Annotated in this window: 21 protein-coding genes; 9 read left to right on the top strand and 12 right to left on the bottom strand. The window is 64.4% G+C overall.

Going from position 1 to position 16,849, the window contains the following annotated elements; genetic code table 11:
- Positions 1-23: 23 nt before the first annotated feature.
- The 5 genes from PST29_RS04015 to PST29_RS04000 all read right to left on the bottom strand — a co-directional run bounded on the left by PST29_RS04015 (position 24) and on the right by PST29_RS04000 (position 3,570).
- Complete coding sequence (locus tag PST29_RS04015) at positions 24-863, bottom strand: sulfotransferase domain-containing protein (RefSeq protein ID WP_060842435.1); 840 nt, start codon at positions 861-863, stop codon at positions 24-26.
- A complete protein-coding gene (locus PST29_RS31535) occupies positions 860-1,816 on the bottom strand; it encodes a hypothetical protein (protein ID WP_129405362.1) in 957 nt (318 codons plus the stop codon). The genes PST29_RS04015 and PST29_RS31535 overlap by 4 nt, the downstream gene beginning before the upstream one ends.
- 10 nt (positions 1,817-1,826) lie before the next feature.
- Positions 1,827-2,240: a lasso peptide biosynthesis B2 protein gene (locus tag PST29_RS32680; RefSeq protein WP_082729164.1), complete on the bottom strand. Its 414-nt coding sequence runs from the start codon at positions 2,238-2,240 to the stop codon at positions 1,827-1,829.
- Positions 2,237-2,521, bottom strand: coding sequence for a PqqD family protein (locus tag PST29_RS04005; RefSeq protein WP_060837450.1), 285 nt, complete (start codon positions 2,519-2,521; stop codon positions 2,237-2,239). Before PST29_RS04005 ends, PST29_RS32680 begins: the two co-directional genes overlap by 4 nt.
- 419 nt (positions 2,522-2,940) lie before the next feature.
- On the bottom strand, positions 2,941-3,570 hold the full coding sequence (locus tag PST29_RS04000) for a helix-turn-helix domain-containing protein (RefSeq protein ID WP_060842434.1): 630 nt from the start codon (positions 3,568-3,570) through the stop codon (positions 2,941-2,943).
- Between the two features lie 165 nt (positions 3,571-3,735).
- Here PST29_RS04000 and PST29_RS03995 point away from each other — a divergent pair, with 165 nt between their 5' ends.
- The 3 genes from PST29_RS03995 to PST29_RS03985 all read left to right on the top strand — a co-directional run bounded on the left by PST29_RS03995 (position 3,736) and on the right by PST29_RS03985 (position 6,434).
- The gene (locus PST29_RS03995) at positions 3,736-4,872 is read left to right on the top strand and encodes an NAD(P)/FAD-dependent oxidoreductase (protein ID WP_060842433.1); all 1,137 of its coding nucleotides are present in this window, start codon (positions 3,736-3,738) and stop codon (positions 4,870-4,872) included.
- A 26-nt stretch (positions 4,873-4,898) separates the two neighbouring features.
- Entirely contained in the window at positions 4,899-5,276 is a 378-nt protein-coding gene (locus tag PST29_RS03990) for a RidA family protein (RefSeq protein WP_060842432.1), read from the top strand.
- 102 nt (positions 5,277-5,378) lie between these two features.
- Complete coding sequence (locus PST29_RS03985; RefSeq protein WP_060842431.1) at positions 5,379-6,434, top strand: YkvI family membrane protein; 1,056 nt, start codon at positions 5,379-5,381, stop codon at positions 6,432-6,434.
- A 178-nt stretch (positions 6,435-6,612) separates the two neighbouring features.
- On the opposite strand, the gene PST29_RS03980 is transcribed toward PST29_RS03985, so the two are convergent.
- From PST29_RS03980 to PST29_RS03970, 3 genes are all read right to left on the bottom strand, one after another.
- Positions 6,613-7,074, bottom strand: coding sequence for a GNAT family N-acetyltransferase (locus PST29_RS03980; RefSeq protein WP_060842430.1), 462 nt, complete (start codon positions 7,072-7,074; stop codon positions 6,613-6,615).
- A gap of 70 nt (positions 7,075-7,144) precedes the next feature.
- Positions 7,145-8,785, bottom strand: a complete 1,641-nt coding sequence (locus PST29_RS03975) for an ArnT family glycosyltransferase (RefSeq protein WP_060842429.1) — start codon at positions 8,783-8,785, stop codon at positions 7,145-7,147.
- 497 nt (positions 8,786-9,282) lie between these two features.
- Positions 9,283-10,167, bottom strand: a complete 885-nt coding sequence (locus PST29_RS03970) for an EamA family transporter (RefSeq protein ID WP_060842428.1) — start codon at positions 10,165-10,167, stop codon at positions 9,283-9,285.
- Between the two features lie 115 nt (positions 10,168-10,282).
- Here PST29_RS03970 and PST29_RS03965 point away from each other — a divergent pair, with 115 nt between their 5' ends.
- Entirely contained in the window at positions 10,283-11,065 is a 783-nt protein-coding gene (locus tag PST29_RS03965) for an AraC family transcriptional regulator (protein ID WP_060842427.1), read from the top strand.
- A gap of 26 nt (positions 11,066-11,091) precedes the next feature.
- Here PST29_RS03965 and PST29_RS03960 read toward each other — a convergent pair whose 3' ends face one another.
- Positions 11,092-11,409 (bottom strand): hypothetical protein, encoded by a 318-nt coding sequence (locus PST29_RS03960; protein ID WP_011059155.1) that lies wholly within the window; start codon positions 11,407-11,409, stop codon positions 11,092-11,094.
- 5 nt (positions 11,410-11,414) lie between these two features.
- Positions 11,415-11,576 (bottom strand): hypothetical protein, encoded by a 162-nt coding sequence (locus PST29_RS32215; protein ID WP_164990710.1) that lies wholly within the window; start codon positions 11,574-11,576, stop codon positions 11,415-11,417.
- A gap of 200 nt (positions 11,577-11,776) precedes the next feature.
- On the opposite strand from PST29_RS32215, the gene PST29_RS03955 reads away from it, so the two are divergent.
- Both PST29_RS03955 and PST29_RS03950 read left to right on the top strand, forming a co-directional pair.
- Entirely contained in the window at positions 11,777-12,247 is a 471-nt protein-coding gene (locus tag PST29_RS03955) for a hypothetical protein (protein WP_232513195.1), read from the top strand.
- An 83-nt stretch (positions 12,248-12,330) separates the two neighbouring features.
- Positions 12,331-12,819, top strand: coding sequence for a hypothetical protein (locus PST29_RS03950; RefSeq protein WP_173664401.1), 489 nt, complete (start codon positions 12,331-12,333; stop codon positions 12,817-12,819).
- 12 nt (positions 12,820-12,831) lie between these two features.
- On the opposite strand, the gene PST29_RS03945 is transcribed toward PST29_RS03950, so the two are convergent.
- Entirely contained in the window at positions 12,832-13,866 is a 1,035-nt protein-coding gene (locus PST29_RS03945; protein WP_060842424.1) for a zinc-binding alcohol dehydrogenase family protein, read from the bottom strand.
- A gap of 106 nt (positions 13,867-13,972) precedes the next feature.
- On the opposite strand from PST29_RS03945, the gene PST29_RS03940 reads away from it, so the two are divergent.
- The 3 genes from PST29_RS03940 (at position 13,973) to PST29_RS03930 (ending at position 16,324) form a co-directional block, all read left to right on the top strand.
- Positions 13,973-14,326 (top strand): winged helix-turn-helix transcriptional regulator, encoded by a 354-nt coding sequence (locus PST29_RS03940; RefSeq protein WP_060842423.1) that lies wholly within the window; start codon positions 13,973-13,975, stop codon positions 14,324-14,326.
- A gap of 32 nt (positions 14,327-14,358) precedes the next feature.
- On the top strand, positions 14,359-14,727 hold the full coding sequence (locus tag PST29_RS03935; RefSeq protein WP_173664400.1) for a hypothetical protein: 369 nt from the start codon (positions 14,359-14,361) through the stop codon (positions 14,725-14,727).
- Positions 14,728-14,857: 130 nt separating this feature from the next.
- A complete protein-coding gene (locus PST29_RS03930) occupies positions 14,858-16,324 on the top strand; it encodes an ArnT family glycosyltransferase (RefSeq protein ID WP_060842422.1) in 1,467 nt (488 codons plus the stop codon).
- A gap of 55 nt (positions 16,325-16,379) precedes the next feature.
- On the opposite strand, the gene PST29_RS03925 is transcribed toward PST29_RS03930, so the two are convergent.
- Positions 16,380-16,715 (bottom strand): hypothetical protein, encoded by a 336-nt coding sequence (locus PST29_RS03925; protein ID WP_060842421.1) that lies wholly within the window; start codon positions 16,713-16,715, stop codon positions 16,380-16,382.
- Positions 16,716-16,849: the final 134 nt, after the last annotated feature.

The following is a 16,849-nucleotide window of genomic DNA, read 5'->3' as shown; positions in this document are numbered from 1 at the left end:
GACTCAAGCGCCCAGGCCCTTGCCTAACAATAAGCAAGGCGCGCTCTGACCGACTCGGTGGCCTCTTCAATACGGCGTAGCTGCGCATCGTTCAATCGCTCACGCCACCCTCCAGCACGCCCCTCTCGGAAGAAGCGAGAGGCGCGTTGCGGCCGCTCACTGAAGCCATGGCTGGCCTCCGCAGCCTGCAGCCGGTCGAAGCGAGTGGCATCCAAGGCTTGCTCCAGGCGCTCGTCATCTAACGGCCAACCACAATATTTGATGACACAGGCAAAGCTTTCCCAGGGCTTCTCCAACATGTCTTCATAGCGAATGAGCAAAGGACTCCAAGGCGCGGGCAGATCGATCCAGCTCAGTACATGCTGACTCCAACTCCCCAGTCGTTGCGGCAGCTGATCCATGAGTCCGAGCTTTTGGTCACACAGGATAGCTGTCTCGTCCAGGAGAAGGTCGATCGCCCTATCCACACTGAAACCGATGTGCCCGGCCAGCGACAACACCACATCTCGAGGATCACGCACGATATAGACCGCTCCCAGGGTATTGGTGGCCGGGAACAGTGGCTCCCCCCCAGGGGTCAATTGCCAGGCGTCATGCACCTTGTTGAACAAAGGTTCGCGGGCCTCTGTCACCTGCAGCTCATACATGCGCGGACGCAATCTCAACAACTCATCAGGCAGCAAGTCAGACGAGGCGACGCCCAGAAGCTCGTCGAAGCGGCGACGACTGCTGGCGATAGGAGCGAAGTTCTGCTTCTGCGAGAAGTCTGGCTTTGATCCGCCGAGGCGATAACTGTTGAGGACCAAGCGCAGCCAAGTGTTGCCAGACTTGGGGTAGGACGCCAGCCAGTAAAAGCCACTCATGCCTGATGGGCCGTCCCGGCGTGAAACGCGACGATGCGCTGGACAAGTTCATCCAAATGTTCAAAGCCAGAAAGCTGTCGAACCAGAACATGTCGCGCAACGCCAGCCGCCAATCGCATTGCCAGTGAGAAGTGGGCGCCCTTACCAGAGGCAACCGTCATGAGAATCCGCTCCTGATACAGGGCCTTGGAGAACCGAACCGAGGCGGGTAAACCGCCGACCTCTTCCAGACCTGCATGCCTGGCATCTTCGACTCGCTCAAGGTGGTACAACGCTGCCAGCTTCAGAGGGGCGCCTACGGCGAAGTGCTCGGCCCCTAAGCCAACGGAGAATTTGTCCATATCCTGGCGTACACGCTCTGCGTCACCCATGCCATGGCCAAACTGGCTCATTGCATCCCGCCAGAGCTTGACCCTGGGGAAGGTGGGCAACGCAACGGCACCTCGCTCCTGGTCGAGGCTGACCACCGTGACATCGTCTGCCAGAATCGGGTAACCCCGCCGCATGAAGGCAGATGCCAGGGTCGATTTACCTGTTCCCGAAGGCGCCGTGAAGGCAACTGCAATATCCCCCTGGGGAGATGGCAGTTTCACGCAACAGGCATGCAAAGGTAAGACGGTACGGCGCTGGCAAACAATTGCAAACACGGTACCGAACAAAAATGTCCTTACTGCGGGGAGATCCGCAGAGAGGCTGGGCTGTACCCGAATCGTACGGCCATCGTGTGCTATTCGGTAAGTCGCAACTGACTCGATAGTGAAGCGACAGGTTCCATCAGTGCTCATTTGCAGAACCGGACCTTCGTATTGAGGGTCCAGCAGTCGCGCCTCAACTGCTCCAAGTTCGATATTCAGGTCTATCGGAGCCTGTAGGTCCCCTGTCCAGGGCAGTAGCTCCGGCAACGGCAAATCACTGCGCACACGCCAGCCGCAAAGAGAGTAATCGTCATACATGGTGTGACACCTAGTCTTGCCGCCGCAAAGCGCGAACGTTGCCAATATTCTCCGCCCCGCAAACGATCCCACCGTCTTGCCCCGGTAACACCAGCCATGCATGTGCGCCTATAGATTCACCGTCTCTGCGTACACCCAGGCATAGTACGGAACGCTTCCCCCGCAGGCGCAACATGCAGGCCGCCACCAACGCTTGGCGCAGACAAAGAGGTTTCCAGGGAAGGCGCCTGGCCGCGACGGCGACCGCATCTCCCACTGCACGAGCCATGGGCGACAAGGCGGGATTCAAATCAGACGATGCCGGCTCAATGCGGGCCCCACTCAAACTCAGCAAAAGGCGCCACGAAAACAGTCGGCAGAAGATAGGCGTGAGCGAAAAAAAGAGGGCGGCTTCAATGACACGAAGACGGTGAGCGCTGATCAAGCCTGGACCTCAATGAGCTCACGACTCACCAGCTTGCTCAGCAACTCCATGACATCCTGGCGAATCACCTGGATGTCTGCGTCATACTCGGCTACCAGTGCCTCACACAAGGTATCTACACGCACAGGCGATGCGAGTCGCTCCCAAATATCGCTGGCCACGGAGTTAAGGCCGAAGTAATGCCACTGGGACACGCTCATTAGCACCAGTTCTCCACCGATTTCGGCTGCCAGCACGCTGGCATTCCTGATGACAGTCGCCTCTCCCGTGATATCGCTCATTCTTGGCTCCGTCGCCCCAGTCAAACGCAGCTCATAATGCCGAGCCTTCCATGTATCTACAAGCCCGCAGACTGGCCGAGCCAGGGTCTGTCAACGCTGGCCAGAGTACGTCTCAAGATCAGCGGACAAGAGCGCTATGCCGCGGTGTCGATCTTGCCCATAAACAGAGGGAACAAATTCCGGGATTAGGTGCTATCCAGGGGCATACATCCACATGCATGGAAGCCCAAATTGCCAAGGCAGATGGCCCAGCGATAAGCACTCCCCCGGTATCAGGTGCACTCAGTGAAGATGGCCCGGGCCGTGGTGGATACCTTGCTAAATGGCAGTCGCCACAGGCCAACGCTGAAGTAGAACACCCCACGAAAGCACGGCGCGGCAGCTGGACCTGGCGCGCTGTTGCTTGATGATGAAGGGCTTCAGCGCTCCGACATCACCACCATCACCTCCGCATCCTCCTCCCCTTCCGCCAGGTAGATATGGCCGACACTGCTGGTGAAGTAGGCCGTCTCCTGCGGGCCGATGCTCACGGCTTCCCCCGTCTCGAACTGAATCCGCACCCGCCCCGACAGCACCAGGGCGAATTCCTGCCCGGGGTGGCGGATGTAGTCCTCGAACTGCTGCAGCTCGCGGGCAAAGATCCGCGCGTACATGGGGGTCATGCTGCGCCCGGGAAAGTCGCCGGCCATGGGGTGGTAGTCGTAGTTGCCGGTGCTGTAGCCGGGGGCGTCGGCGATGGTGGTGCTGACCACGGTCGGTTGCACCTGGGCGTTGCGGGTCTGGGTCAGGTTCGGCGCGGGGGTGAACAGTTGGGCGATGTCGACGCCCAGGGCGCGGGCCGCCGCGGCGAGTTTTTCGTAGCTGACCGAAACCTGGGCCAGCTCCATTTTCGACAGGGTCGACAGCGCGACGCCGGAGCGTTCCGAGAGCTGCTTGAGGGTCAGCTTCTGGTTTTTGCGGATGGTCCGCAGGCGTGCGCCGACCTGGGTTCGGTCGATCAGTGGATGGGCGTGGGAGCTCGAGGCGGGCTGGGCTCGGTCGGAACTCATTGGGGCTCTCTGTCAGGCAAATAAGGGCAACCGCGACGCTGGCCGGGGCACGTGGCGAAATATTAACCCATGACCCCGGGTTGACTGGAAAATTCTCATATCTTACATTTCTCGTATGTGAGAATTTTGACCCCTGTCATTTTCCAGCCATTCAGGAACCCCGGCATGCACGCGAACCAATGCTTCGACTTCGTCATCATCGGCGCCGGTATTGCCGGTGCTTCCCTGGCCTATCGGTTGGCCGGGCAGGCCAGCGTGCTGGTGCTGGAACGTGAATCGCAGCCGGGCTATCACTCCACCGGGCGCTCTGCGGCGATGTTCATGGAGGCCTACGGCACTCCACAGATCCAGGCCCTGACTCGCGCCAGCCGGGCGTTCTACCAGCGGCCGCCGCAGGGTTTCTGCGAACACCCGTTGATGGAGCCCCGTGGCTGCCTGTACGTGGCCAGCGAGGAACAGCTGGACCAGTTGCAGCAGACCTACGACGAAACCCGCGCCCGCTCCGCCAACGTGCGCCTGATCACGGCCGAGCAGGCCCGGGCCCTGGTGCCCTGCCTGCGCCCCGACGCCGTCGCCGGGGCGATGCTGGAAACCGCCGCCCAGGACCTGGACGTGCACGCCCTGCACCAGGGCTTCCTGCGGGCCATGCGCCGGGACGGTGGGCAGCTGGAGTGCGACACGCACATCGTCGAAGCCAGCCGCGAAGACCGCCACTGGAACCTCACACTCAGCGATGGCCGTTCCCTGCAGGCGCGCAATCTGGTGAACGCTGCCGGCGCCTGGGTCGATGACGTGGCCCAGCTGTGCGGCGTGGCCCCCATCGGCCTGCAACCCTGCCGGCGCAGCGCCTTCACTTTCGACGGCCCGCTGGATGAAGATTTCAGCCGCTGGCCGGCGGTGATCGGCATCGACGAAAGCTTCTACTTCAAGCCCGACGCCGGCCAGTTGCTCGGCTCCCCGGCCAATGCCGACCCAGTGCCGCCCCAGGACGTGATGCCCGAAGAGCTGGACATCGCCACCGGCATCTACCACATCGAGAACGTCACCTCCCTGAGCATCCGCCGCCCGCGCCACAGCTGGGCCGGCCTGCGCTCCTTCGTCGCCGACGGCGATCTGGTGGTGGGCTGGGATGACAGCCGCGAAGGCTTTTTCTGGCTCGCCGCCCAGGGTGGCTACGGCATCCAGTCGGCGGCCGGCGTCTCGCAACTGGCCTGCGCCCTGCTGCTGGGCCACCCGGTCCCCGAAGAACTGCTGAGCCAGGGCGTCGATGCCCAGGCCCTGGCCCCCGCTCGCTTGCGTTAACCCACCCAGCCCACGAGGCCCTTGCCATGTCCACTGATATCCAGCGTTACCCCAGCCACCTGCCCTACCCCTTCTCCCGGGCGATCCGCGTCGGCGGCTTCCTGTTCCTCTCCGGCCAGGTGCCGATGAGCGCCGAAGGCGAAGTGGTGCACGGCGACATCCGCGTGCAGACCGAGGCCGCCATGGCGCGCATCGGCGAGACCCTGGCCGCGTGCGGCGCCGGCTTCGACCAGGTGGTGAAGAGCACCGTCTGGCTCACCGACATGCAGCACTTCGCCGGCTTCAACGAGGTCTACCAGCGTCACTTCAAGAACGGTTTCCCGGTGCGCTCCACCGTCAGCGCGCAACTGGCGCTGGGGGTCGATGTCGAGATCGAAGTCCAGGCCTGGGTCGGCGAAAACTGAGTCACCCGCCCCAGCCCTCAAGTGCGATGCCCAGGACCGCCACGCCAATAGATGACGCGGCCGTCCACCCCACATAACAACAACAAATCGAGGCTAATCGTCATGAAAGAAAGTCTGAAGATCGCCGGCGCCTTCGTCGGTGTGATTGTCGGTGCGGGGTTCGCCTCCGGTCGTGAACTGCTGTTGATGTTCGTCGACTTCGGCGCCTGGGGCCTGGCGGGCGCGGTGGTCAGCGCAGCGCTGTTCACCTTCCTCGGCATGGCCCTGGCCAGCATGGGCAGCCGCCTGCGGGCAGCGTCGCACAAGGACGTGGTGCAGGCCCTGTGCGGCAAACACCTGGGCGCGCTGGTGGACCTGATGATCACCTTCTTCATGTTCGCCGTGACCGTGGTGATGCTGGCCGGCGGCGGTGCCCTGCTGGAGCAGCAGTTCGGCATTCCAGCCATCGCCGGCAGCGTGCTGGTGACCCTGATCGTGGTCGCCATCGTGTGCCTGGACGTGCACAAGGTCATCGGCATGATCGGCGCGGTGACGCCCTTCCTGATCATCACCGCGGTGGGCGTGGCCCTGTATGGCGCCGCCACCCGCGACCTGAGCTTCGGTGAACTCAATCAACTGGCGGCCAAGCAAGAAGCCGGCGCCAGCCACTGGCTGCTGGGGGCCTTGCTCTATGTGTCCTACAACATCGTGGCCGGGGTGCCGATCCTGGCGATCATGGGCGGCGCGGCCAAGGGCGAGAAACAGGCGATGTGGGGCGGCATTCTCGGCGGCGCGCTGCTGGGCCTGCTGATGCTGGTGATGAGCCTGGGCCTGCTGTCGCGCCTGGACAGCGTGGCGGACCTGCCGATGCCCATGCTGTCGATCGCCGGCGAAGTCTCCCCGGCCCTGGGGCTGCTGATGGCGCTGATCATCTTCTGCATGATCCTCAACACCGCCGTGGGCACCCTGTACTCCTTCTCCGCGCGGCTGTTGCCGGCCGGCACCCGGCAGTTCCGCCTCGGCTCCATTGCCGCCGGTGCCCTGGCGTTTGTCGGCAGCCTGGTGGGCTTTATCAGCCTGGTGGGGCAGGTCTATCCGTTCTTCGGCTACCTGGGGTTCCTGCTGATTACCGCGGTGGTGATCGGCTGGCTGCGGCCCCGGCGGCTGGCGGTGGCATAAGCACTTGATGGCTCTGGCACCCGGGAGGAATTCCCGGTGCCTTGAGCTCAACCCAGCCCTGTAGGAGCGAGCTTGCTCGCGAAGCTCCCAAGAGCGCCGCATTCCTCCAGCGAACGCGCGTTATCGTTGACGTCCATCGCGAGCAAGCGCGCCCCTACAAGGCTCATGGCGGGAAAAGTCAAGCCGGCCCGGACAGGCCCCGCTCCATGATCAACGTCAACTCCTCGCCCTCGTAATGCTCGCGGACCCGGACAAACCCCAGGCGCGCATAAAAGCCTTCGGCGGTGACCGACGAGGGCACCACCAGCGAGGTCAAACCCGAGTCCAGCGCCGCCTGCTCGACCGCGGCCATCAGTTGCCGGCCCAGGCCATGGCCGTGGTACGCCGGATCGACAAACACCGAGCGCACCGCGCGCCCGTCAAGGCTGGCGGTGCCCAGCAGTTTCCCGTCCACCAGGGCGACGAACATTTGCCGACGCCGCATCAGTTGCAGGACGGCGTCCGGGGTAAAGCTGTCTTGCACCCGCTCGATCACATGGGCGGGATAGTCCTGGGCATTGCTGGTGAGCAGGGCCGCCAGGATCACTTGGCTGACCCTCGCGGCATCGGCCTCTAGGGCCGGACGAACTTGGCATTCCATGACCACTCCCTGGTTTCAACGCGGATCGCAGGGGCCAAAAATACGACCCGCACCACTCGCTGCCAAGGACTTACTGCAACTGAAACACCAAACAGGGATTGTCATTCAAGCGTCCCTCGTACACCGGCGGCTGGTTTTCCAGCGAGGTGCCCAACAGCTTCTCTCGATCCTTGCGCGCCACGATCACCCAAGAGCCGTGGGGCAGCGTGTCCAGTTGCCCGGGGGCGTCGCCGGCGACAAACAGCGGCTGTTCGTCGTGGTCCAGGTTCATCATGTAGCGCACCGCCCAGGTGTCCTGGCCCAGGTTGAAGAACACCAGGGGACCGTGTTCGGCCGCGCGCAGCTGCTCCACGTCGCTGACGAAGCCCTGGGTGTCGAATTGCCGGTCCTTGCCCGGGTCCACCACCGCCACCAGCAGGGTCCATTGCGCCGCCAGGGCCAGGGCGCTGAGCAACACCAGGCGCCGCCCGAAGCTGCCCCGGGTGTGGCGCCAGCAGTACAGCGCCAGCAGTTGCAGCAGGGCAAAGATCGCAATCAGCAACGGCATCGACACCGGCGGCCAATAGCCGTGCTTGTGCCAGCTGTGTTTGAGCACGAACAGCACCAGGATGCACAACCCCGGCAGCACACCCACCAGCCACAGGTAGGCACTGCGCACCTTGCCCATTTGGCCCCGAACCATGAGCAGGCCGTAGGCGGCCACCGCGGCGAACATCGGCACCATGGGCAGGATGTAATAGGCGCGCTTGAAGTGCGGCACCGACAAGCCCAGCAGGATCATCAGGCCGCAGGCGCCGAGCCGCAGCACCAGGCGCAATTGCGGGTCGGCATGGCGCCGGAACACTTGGCTGCGCAGCATCCATAGGGTCACCAGGGCCAGGGGCACCACCGGGAAATAGCGGTACAGCGCCAGCTGGAAGTAGAAGTAGAACGGCTCGCCACTTTCATCCAGGCGCCCGCTCACCTGCATGTTGTAGACCTGATGGACAAAGGCCTCGCCGCCGCTGACATAGGCCAGCTGCATCAACAGCCACCAACAGCCGGCCAGCACCAGCAGGCCGCCGCAACCGTAGCCGAGCACGCGCTTGAACAAGGTGCGGCGCGCCTCCTGGGTGCGGCTGTCTCCCAGCAGCCAGTAAGTGCAGACCACGCCGCAGACTTCCACCAGCCCCAGGGGCCCGCGAATGGCGAAGGCCAGCACGAACAGCGGCAGCACCAGCCATGGCCGCAGTCGCGAGCCGCGCTGCTCGCCGCTGTGCAGCAGGTAGAACGCCCCCAGGCACAGCAGCGAGATCATCTGGTCCAGGCACACCGAACGGGACTTGTCCAACAGCTGGCTGGTCAGCGCCGTCAGCAGTACCGCGAGCAGCGCCCAGGTGCGCCCCATGGGCGCCAGCAAGCGGTACAGCAGCGCCAGAACCCCCGCCGAGGCCAGGGCCGTGGGCAGCACATTGGCCAGGTGGTTGGGCGCGCCGAACAGCTGGGCGCACAGGTAGCTGAAATAGGTCGCCGTGCCCGGGTAATCCGGGTACGGCTGGCCATAAGTGGTGGGGAACAGACTCGGCCCGTGGCGGAACATCTCCTGCAGAAACAGCGCCCAGCGCCCATCGAAACCCTGGGGCTGCTGGTCCCAGATGCCAAAGGTGAACAGCAGCAGGGCCGCCAGGTAGATACCCCAGGACTCAATCCCGAAACGCGTTTCTCGAACCATCTTCGCCCCACCAGAAAGTGCCGTGCCATAAGCTCGGCGTAAGGCTGAACATGGTGCGCGCGCCCCCCCTGAACGGTGACTGAACGAGGATAAAAAACCCGCCTGCCCCACCGACTGTCAGCGACTGGGTGATTGCCGGCCGAACCTCCGGCGCCTTCAAGATCGCCGCGCCTCCTCCGGAGCCGTTCGCAGCCTGCGGCAGCGGCTACACAAAGCCGCCTATAGCCGCTGCTGAGCCCGCGAAGCTGCGAAAAGGACCGCAGGGCCTTGCTTGGCGATTGACCGACGAACCTCCGGCGCCTTCAAGATCGCCGCGTCTCCTCCGGAGCCGTTCGCAGCCTGCGGCAGCGGCTACACAAAGCCGCCTGTAGCCGCTGCTGAGCCCGCGAAGCTGCGAAAAGGACCGCAGGGCCTTGCTTGGCGATTGACCGACGAACCTCCGGCGCCTTCAAGATCACTGCGTCTCCTCCGGAGCCGTTCGCAGCCTGCGGCAGCGGCTACAGGGACCGGCGGCCCAGGGCCGAAAACCGGCGCCAGTCGAACTGCCCCACGGCCAGCGCCAGCAGGATCAGGCCCATGGATACAGCCTCATCGACCCCGACCCGCTGCCCCAGGATCAACACCGACCCGGCCATGCCGAACACCGGGATCAGCAACGACAAGGGCGCCACCCGAGAGACCGGATACTCGCGCAGCAACAGGTTCCAGCCCCAGTAACAGAAGTGCGTTGCCACATAGACCTGAAACATCAGCGACAGCAGCGCACTGACGGACACCTGCCCGGCCAGTTGCAGAAACGGCGCACTCCCGTGGCTTACCCAGGTCAACGCCAACAGCGGCAACGGCGCCAACAGGCTGGCCCAGACCACGAAGGCGAACACCTCGCGAACCCCGCAGCGCTTGATGATGACGTTGCCCACACTCCAGCTGAAGGCGCTCACCAGCAGCAAGGCGTAACCCAGGCTGGTGGCGTGCCCGGGGCTGTCGCCGATGATTCGCAGCAGCCCCCACAGCGCAATGGCCGTGGCCAGAATCTGTTGCCAGCGCAGGCGTTCGCCGAACAGCAGCACGCCCCAGCCGAGGGAGAAAAAGGCGCTGAACTGGATCAACAGCGACGCCGTGCCCGGCGCCACGCCCTGATCGATCCCCAGGTTGATCAGGGCCCACATGGCCACGCCGAATATCAGCCCGTAGGCCGCCAGCCAGCCAAACCCTACCGGCGGGCGCGGCACCAGAAATACCCAGGGCAAGGCCGCCAGGGTGAAGCGCAAGGCGGTGAGCAGCAACGGATCGATACTCGCCAGCCCAAGCTTGGTGATGGGAAAGTTCAGGCCCCACAAGGCGGTCACCAGCAGGGCCAGGAACAGGTGTTTTTTCTGCATGTCGCGCGGTCCAGGAAAGGCGGCCGCGAGCAAATCCCCGGCCGGGACCGAACTATCGCCGCAGCACGCCATGGCCCGCTTGCAGTATCAGGTCAACTATCAGTAGATTCGGGCCATGCAATCTATCGCTATCGATCCCTACGAAAACATCCCCCGAGACGCGCGGGTCACGGCCGTCGACTATGCGGACGGCCAGCACTTCGCCGAACACCAGCATCGACGCGGGCAATTCGCCTACGCCGCCACCGGGGTGATCAGCGTCTACACCGAACAGGGCAACTGGGTGGTGCCGCCGCAACGGGCAATCTGGGTGCCGGCCGGGGTGACCCACGCCATGCACATGCGCGGCCCGGTGACCCTGCTCAACACCTATGTGCGCCCCCGGGCGGCACAGCGCCTGGGCTTGCCGGCGCAATGCGAGGTACGGGAAGTGTCCGAGTTGCTGCGCCAACTGCTGCTGCGGGCCATGCACCTCCCCGCGCTCTACGCCAGGGACGGCGTGCAGGGGCAATTGATGAACCTGCTGCTGCATGAAATCGCCAGCATGCCGGCCTTGACCCTCAACGCCCCGCTGCCGGACGAGCCGCGGCTGGCCAGGGTCTGTCGCGCGTTGCTGGAACAGCCGTCGCTGGAGTTGGGGATCGATGCCATAGCCGAGCGCGCCGGCATGAGCCGTCGCACCTTCACCCGGCTGTTTCGCCAGCACACCGGCATCAGTTTCGTCGAATGGCGCCAGCAGGCCTGCCTGTTGGCGGCCGTGGTGCGCCTGGGCCGTGGCGAGGCCGTGACCCGGGTCGCCAGCGACCTGGGCTACAGCAGCCCGAGCGCCTTCAGCAGTGTGTTTCGCAAGGTCCTGGGCGAGGCGCCCAGCCGTTACTTTGCCCGGGCCCGGGCCTGAAGGACCCGAGCCAGAGCTAGGCCGTGCTAGAGGAACACGGCGGACAACATCCCCAGCGCACCGAGGCAGAAACCGATCAAGGCACCGCGCCCGGGCGCCTGCTGGAACAGCGCCCAGATCACCAGCGGCTCCAGGAGCAGCAGCGAGGTCACCGAGACCACGGTGATGATCCAGATATCGCCCACCGCCACGTAACCCAGCCAGTAGGCCGCCAGCAGGCAGATACCGCCCAGGCACATGATCAGCACCGGCAGCGCCAGTTCGGCACCGGAGGTGTTGCCGGAATGGGCCAGCCGCGCCACCACCACTTCACTGTAGATGGCGCAGAACTCGCCCAGCACCATCAGCCCTACAGCAGAAACTCCGAGTAATTCTTTGGACATGTAACAAACCCCTTGGTATTGAGAGCCCGATTTTTCAGCTCCCAGGCATTGATCGCTCCGCTGATGGAGCCGGAATCACGATGCGCAGGGGTACGGGGCAACTCGGTAATCGTCAGGAACTTGAACATGTCCATCTCCTTCTGGGTGGGTGACGCAAGCCGGGCCCGTGAACAGTCGACGGGCCGCTGCCTGTATAAGGGATTTTCTGCCCCGACGTCATCCACCAAAGAACATTGACCGCAAAAAAACCACGCAAACTCCACAATCAAACCGCCTGCTTGCCGATAGCCTGGGTCCGGTCATCCTCTGCCTGAAGCCCGTGCCCACCATGTCCCAAGCGCCCCAATCCGTTCGCACCCTGAACCGCGGTCACTGGATCGCCACCTATTTCATCGGCGTCGCCGGGCTGGCCCTGGCCCTGGTGCTGGTGGTCAACCTGATACTGCTGACCACCAGCCAGCACCCGTGGAGGGCGCTGCTCGACTCCCTGTCGTTCAGCGTGGCGGTGCTGATGGTGAGCCTGGTGCTGATTACCCTGATCGCCGCCTTGCCGTGCATCCTGTTCTTCTGGCTGGCCCAGCGCTTTACCTGGCGCCGCCTGTGGATCTACCTGGTGAGCGGAGCCCTGGCGGCGCAGTTCGCCATACCCGTGATGACCCAACTGCTCCCTGAACTCTTCAACCTCCCGCACGGCGTCAGCGCTGCGCTGCACTATTTGCAGCTGGCATCGATGTTCGGCGGCTGTGGGGTGTTTCTGGGGGTAGTGTTCTGGTGGCGCAGCGGGCGTCACTTGCGCTGAGCCGAGCCTTTATTCACCAGCGGCCCGACGCCAAGGCACCCTTGAGCAGGGCCAGAGCAGCCACCCATATAGCGACCTTTGCCATGTCCGTAACCACTCCACCCCCACGCAGCGTGCAGCCGGAAGACTGGTTCGCCGCCTACTTCATCGGCGTCACGGCCCTGGCCACGGTGCTGGCCCTGCTGCTGATGCTGACGATGCTGGCCAGCGCCGGTTCGTTGAACGGCGACATCATTCTGCAGACGCTGTTCGTGGGCCTGCTGACCCTGGTGGTCAGTGGCGTGCTGACCGGCATTATCACAGCCCTGCCCTGCGCCCTGTTCTTCTGGCTGGCCCAGCGCTTTGCCTGGCGCAACGTGCTGATCTACCTGTTCAGCGGCGCTGTGGCCGCCATGCCGACCATTCCCGTGGTCGCGAGCCTGGCCCCTTCCAGCTTCTATTCCGACCCGGCCGAAGAGGAACCGCTACCCGAGGGTTTGCCGCGCTACCTGCCACTGGCGCCGCTGTTCGGTTGTGCGGGGGCCTTCCTCGGCGGCGTCTTCTGGTGGCGCAGCGGGCGCCACCTGCGCTGACCGCGACAACCTCTACAACGAGGCGCCGGGCTCGGCCTCGCGGGCCACCACCACCTTGCCCAGCAGGCCGCCCTGCTCCACCCGGGCATGGGCCCGGCGCAAGCTGTCGGCGCTGAAGGGGTGAATGACTTCATTCAAGGTGCTGCGTATCACGCCCTGGTCCAGCAGTTGCCCCAGCCGGTTGAGGATGTGGTGCTGCTCGATCATGTCCGGGGTCTGAAACAGCGCCCGGGTGAAAACCATCTCCCAGTGCAGGGACACGCTCTTGGCCTTGAGCGGCAGCGCATCGAAGAAGTCGTGATCGTCGATCAGCGCAAGATGGCCGTGAGGCGCGATGATTTCGCTCAGCTCGGCATAGTGCCGGGCGGTGTGGGTCAGGGCGGCGATATGGCTCGGCGGCGGCAGGTCGAGGGCGGCCACTTGCGGCACCAGCGAGCGGGAATGATCCAGCACCTGATGGGCCCCCAGGTCCAGGCACCACTGGCGGCTGTCCGGCCGCGAGGCGGTAGCGATCACCGTCAATCCGGTCAGCTGGCGCGCCAGTTGGATCAGCACCGAGCCCACGCCACCGGCACCGCCGACAATCAGCAGCGAGCCCTGCCGGGACAGGTCGCCGGGCACCCGGCCCAGGCGTTCGAAGAGCAATTGCCAGGCGGTCAGCGCGGTCAACGGCATGGCCGCCGCCTGGGCAAAGGACAGGCGCTTGGGCTTGTGTCCCACCAGGCGCTCATCGACCCGGTGCAGCTCGGCATTGGCCCCCTCGCGGGTGAAGGTGCCGGCGTAGTACACCGCGTCCCCGGGAGCGAACAGGGTCACCGCGCTGCCCACCGCGCGGACCACGCCACTGGCGTCCCAACCCAGGGTGCGCACGTCGTCCGGCACCCTGACCTTGCCGGCGCGGACCTTGGTGTCCAGCGGGTTGACCGACACCGCCTCGACCGCCACCAGCAGGTCATGGGGTTCGAGTGACGGCTCGGCCCGATCCAGGTCGTAGAGGGCTTGGGGATCGGACAGCGACGAGCCTTTGAGGTAGGCGATGGCCTTCATTGCAAAACGTCCTTGGCGTTGGAAAGCGCACACTTAAATCCCCCATGCCCTGCTCGCACAAGTAGGGTACTTTTGCGTACCTGCTACGCAAAAGGACCGTCAGGCGATGAAAAACAAACACTACCAGGACATTCCGGGCTGCCCGGTGGAGGTCACCCTGGACCTGATCGACGGCCGCTGGAAAGGCGTGATCCTGCATCAATTGCTGGCCAACGAGTTCCTCCGTTTCAACGAGCTGCAACGCCGCCTGCCGGGGATTTCCCAACGCCTGCTGACCAAGCAATTGCGTGACCTGGAAGGCGCCGGGCTGGTCTCGCGCGCGGTGTACGCCGAGGTGCCGCCACGGGTCGAATACCGCCTGACCGCCGAAGGCCGATCGCTGCAACCGGTAATCGAGGCGCTGTCCGCCTGGGGCCACGGGCGCATCCAGCGCCGCCGACAGGAAGCCGCCCTCCTCTAGCGGTCATTATTCCCCTTACTGCAGGTCTCGCCATGCCAGCCCAAGCGGATGCTTACCCAAGGTTCAAGATCTACCAGGGCACGACCCTGCTCGGCTGGTCCGCCCTGGAATCGAATGACCCGCCGATGGGCGTGGCCTGGGGCCAATTCATCGCCGCCCCGGCCTACGCCGCGCTCCAGGAGCAGGTGCGGGCACTGACGGGGGCCGCGGACCAAAGCTCGCTGCAACTGCAGGTGTATCACCTCGACCAGCCCGTGCCGGCCATGGGCGTGAGCCTCCAGGACTACTCTGCCGAGTGCGGTGCAGAGGCCATCGAGATCAGCGTGCTGGGCATTGGCTACCCCCTCTACGAGCAGCTGTTCCCGCATGCCGTGGCCGCCTACCTGAAAGCCCCGGGGTGACTGGGCCGTGCTCGGAAAAACCGACTATTTCCCCCTACTTGTTCACAATTTGTTAAGACTCGCCTCCGTATACTTTGGCGCTTGCCCGCAGCCTTCCGGCTGCGCCTCTTGATCTGCCGGCGCACAACTCATGTCACGACCCGCTCCGCTGCTGTTCCTGCTGGCCTGCCTGCTGTTCTTCTTCGCCCTGGGCAATCACCAGTTGCAAGGCTCCACCGAGGCCCGGGTCGCCGGGATCGCCATGGAAATGCACCTGGACGATGACTGGGTCACGCCGCGCCTGTTCGGCACGCCATTCCTGGAAAAACCACCGCTGAGCCTGTGGCTCGATGCCAGCGCCATCCGCGCCTTCGGCGGCACGCCCCTGGCGGTGCGCCTGGCCTCGGCCTTTGCCGGGCTGTTCAGCGTGATGCTGCTGTACGCCATGCTGCGCCGTTTTGGCCGCCCGGCCACCCTGGCGGCAGTGGCCGGGCTGATGCTGGCGACCATGGCCAGTTACTGGAGCAACGTGCGCGGCGTGGGTGAGGATGCCCTGCTCAGCCTCGGAGTGACCCTGGCCCTGCTGGCGTTCTTTCAGGCCCAGCGCCGTCAGGCCGAACAGCAACCGGCGTTGCTGGCCTGGTTGGCCTTCGCCGGCGGCATCGCCATCGCCACCCTGAGCAAGGGCGTGCTGGGCCTGGCCATGCCGGGGGTGGTGATCTTCGCCTACCTGCTGGCCGACAGCCTGATCGAAAAACGCTTCAGCTTCGGCCAGTGGCTGCGCCCCGGCTTGCTGACCCTGCTGGGCCTGGTGCCGCTGATGATCTGGCTGTACATGCTCTATCAGCGCGGCGGCCTGCAAGCCCTGGGCGAAGTGCTGTGGACCAACAGTGTCGGGCGCTTCGACGGCTCCTTTGTCGAGGCCGGGCACTACGAGCCCTTCTATTACTACCTGGCCAAGCTGCCCCAGGCCTTCCTGCCGTGGAACATCCTGGTCTACCTGGGCCTGTGGCACTTTCGCAAAACCCTGGTGCAAAACCGCTACCTGCTGTTCTTCAGCCTCTGGTTGCTGGCGCAGTTCACCCTGCTGTGCCTGGCCTCCAGCAAACGCACGGTGTACCTGATGTCCCTGACTCCGGCAGCGGCGGTGCTGGCGGCGGAATATGGCGCGGTGCTGTACCAGCGTCTCGCGCAGCGGGCTGCGGGCAGCGGTTTCTGGAGTGCGGTGGGGCGTCGGCGCCAGGGCCTGGCGATCGCCCTCATGAGCCTGATCATCGGCGGTTATCTGGTGAACGCCCAATGGGCCGCGCCCCGGGCCGACCGTGAACTGTCGTTCGTCCCGGTGACCGACCAGATCATGGCGCTGCAGGCCAGCGGGCATCAGTTGGCGCTGTATCAGGCCAACGAGCGCATTGCCGGCGCCAGCGTGTTCTACACCCAGAGCCTGCTCAAGGACCTGCAGACCGAAGCGCAGTTGCAGGCCTTTCTCGCCGAGTCGCCGCAGCATGTCGCCGTCATCGGCGGCGACCAGACGCCCAAGCCGCCATTGCAGATCCTCAAGACCCTCATGGTCAGCCGCCAGGCCTACCACTTCGTCAGCCTCGCGCCGGGCCACTGACCCAGCAACGAAAACGGCACCTGAATCAGGTGCCGTTTGTCTATCCGGGCGAGGCTTACTGAGGGTTCTTCAGCTTGACCACATCACCGGAGACCTTGGTGGTGTAGCCGTTCAGGACCCAGGCCCAGAACCAGCTTTCCTGGACCTGGGTGTTGATCAGAGCGTCGCCGCCCTTGGCCTTGATCGCCGCAGTCTGCGCGCGGACGAAACGGTTGTTCTGCTGGATCGGGAACATGCCCAGCAACATGATGCCGGTGGCGCTCCCTTCACTGTGACCGATCACGGTGTACTGGCTGCTGTCCAACTGCTGGGTTTTCATCGGGGTGCCGGTGCAGCCCGCAAGAACCAGACCGAGGCAGGCAGAGGCAACGACTTTGCTGATGTGCTTCACGACGCAACTCCATGGAAAAAGCGTCCGGGATTCATTTCCCGGGCGCGGCACTTCACTCGCGGGACATTGAAATGCCCATCCCCGTGGCCCCGCCCCTTGCCCACGCCCCCTTGAACGCCACCCCTTGAACCCTT

The sequence above is a fragment of the Pseudomonas sp. St29 genome (assembly GCF_001547915.1).
Lineage (GTDB): Bacteria > Pseudomonadota > Gammaproteobacteria > Pseudomonadales > Pseudomonadaceae > Aquipseudomonas.
The sequence above is the reverse complement of the archived record's forward strand: the minus strand, read 5'-3'. Positions and strand labels throughout refer to the sequence as shown.

What these genes read in the sequence shown, in the direction of transcription:
- PST29_RS04015 (WP_060842435.1), bottom strand. Translation starts at nt 863, where the DNA reads ATGAGTGGCTTTTACTGGCTGGCGTCCTACCCCAAGTCTGGCAACACT.
- PST29_RS31535 (WP_129405362.1), bottom strand. Translation starts at nt 1,816, where the DNA reads ATGTATGACGATTACTCTCTTTGCGGCTGGCGTGTGCGCAGTGATTTG.
- PST29_RS04005 (WP_060837450.1), bottom strand. Translation starts at nt 2,521, where the DNA reads ATGAGCGATATCACGGGAGAGGCGACTGTCATCAGGAATGCCAGCGTG.
- PST29_RS04000 (WP_060842434.1), bottom strand. Translation starts at nt 3,570, where the DNA reads ATGAGTTCCGACCGAGCCCAGCCCGCCTCGAGCTCCCACGCCCATCCA.
- PST29_RS03995 (WP_060842433.1), top strand. Translation starts at nt 3,736, where the DNA reads ATGCACGCGAACCAATGCTTCGACTTCGTCATCATCGGCGCCGGTATT.
- PST29_RS03990 (WP_060842432.1), top strand. Translation starts at nt 4,899, where the DNA reads ATGTCCACTGATATCCAGCGTTACCCCAGCCACCTGCCCTACCCCTTC.
- PST29_RS03985 (WP_060842431.1), top strand. Translation starts at nt 5,379, where the DNA reads ATGAAAGAAAGTCTGAAGATCGCCGGCGCCTTCGTCGGTGTGATTGTC.
- PST29_RS03980 (WP_060842430.1), bottom strand. Translation starts at nt 7,074, where the DNA reads ATGGAATGCCAAGTTCGTCCGGCCCTAGAGGCCGATGCCGCGAGGGTC.
- PST29_RS03975 (WP_060842429.1), bottom strand. Translation starts at nt 8,785, where the DNA reads ATGGTTCGAGAAACGCGTTTCGGGATTGAGTCCTGGGGTATCTACCTG.
- PST29_RS03970 (WP_060842428.1), bottom strand. Translation starts at nt 10,167, where the DNA reads ATGCAGAAAAAACACCTGTTCCTGGCCCTGCTGGTGACCGCCTTGTGG.
- PST29_RS03965 (WP_060842427.1), top strand. Translation starts at nt 10,283, where the DNA reads ATGCAATCTATCGCTATCGATCCCTACGAAAACATCCCCCGAGACGCG.
- PST29_RS03960 (WP_011059155.1), bottom strand. Translation starts at nt 11,409, where the DNA reads ATGGTGCTGGGCGAGTTCTGCGCCATCTACAGTGAAGTGGTGGTGGCG.
- PST29_RS32215 (WP_164990710.1), bottom strand. Translation starts at nt 11,576, where the DNA reads ATGTTCAAGTTCCTGACGATTACCGAGTTGCCCCGTACCCCTGCGCAT.
- PST29_RS03955 (WP_232513195.1), top strand. Translation starts at nt 11,777, where the DNA reads ATGTCCCAAGCGCCCCAATCCGTTCGCACCCTGAACCGCGGTCACTGG.
- PST29_RS03950 (WP_173664401.1), top strand. Translation starts at nt 12,331, where the DNA reads ATGTCCGTAACCACTCCACCCCCACGCAGCGTGCAGCCGGAAGACTGG.
- PST29_RS03945 (WP_060842424.1), bottom strand. Translation starts at nt 13,866, where the DNA reads ATGAAGGCCATCGCCTACCTCAAAGGCTCGTCGCTGTCCGATCCCCAA.
- PST29_RS03940 (WP_060842423.1), top strand. Translation starts at nt 13,973, where the DNA reads ATGAAAAACAAACACTACCAGGACATTCCGGGCTGCCCGGTGGAGGTC.
- PST29_RS03935 (WP_173664400.1), top strand. Translation starts at nt 14,359, where the DNA reads ATGCCAGCCCAAGCGGATGCTTACCCAAGGTTCAAGATCTACCAGGGC.
- PST29_RS03930 (WP_060842422.1), top strand. Translation starts at nt 14,858, where the DNA reads ATGTCACGACCCGCTCCGCTGCTGTTCCTGCTGGCCTGCCTGCTGTTC.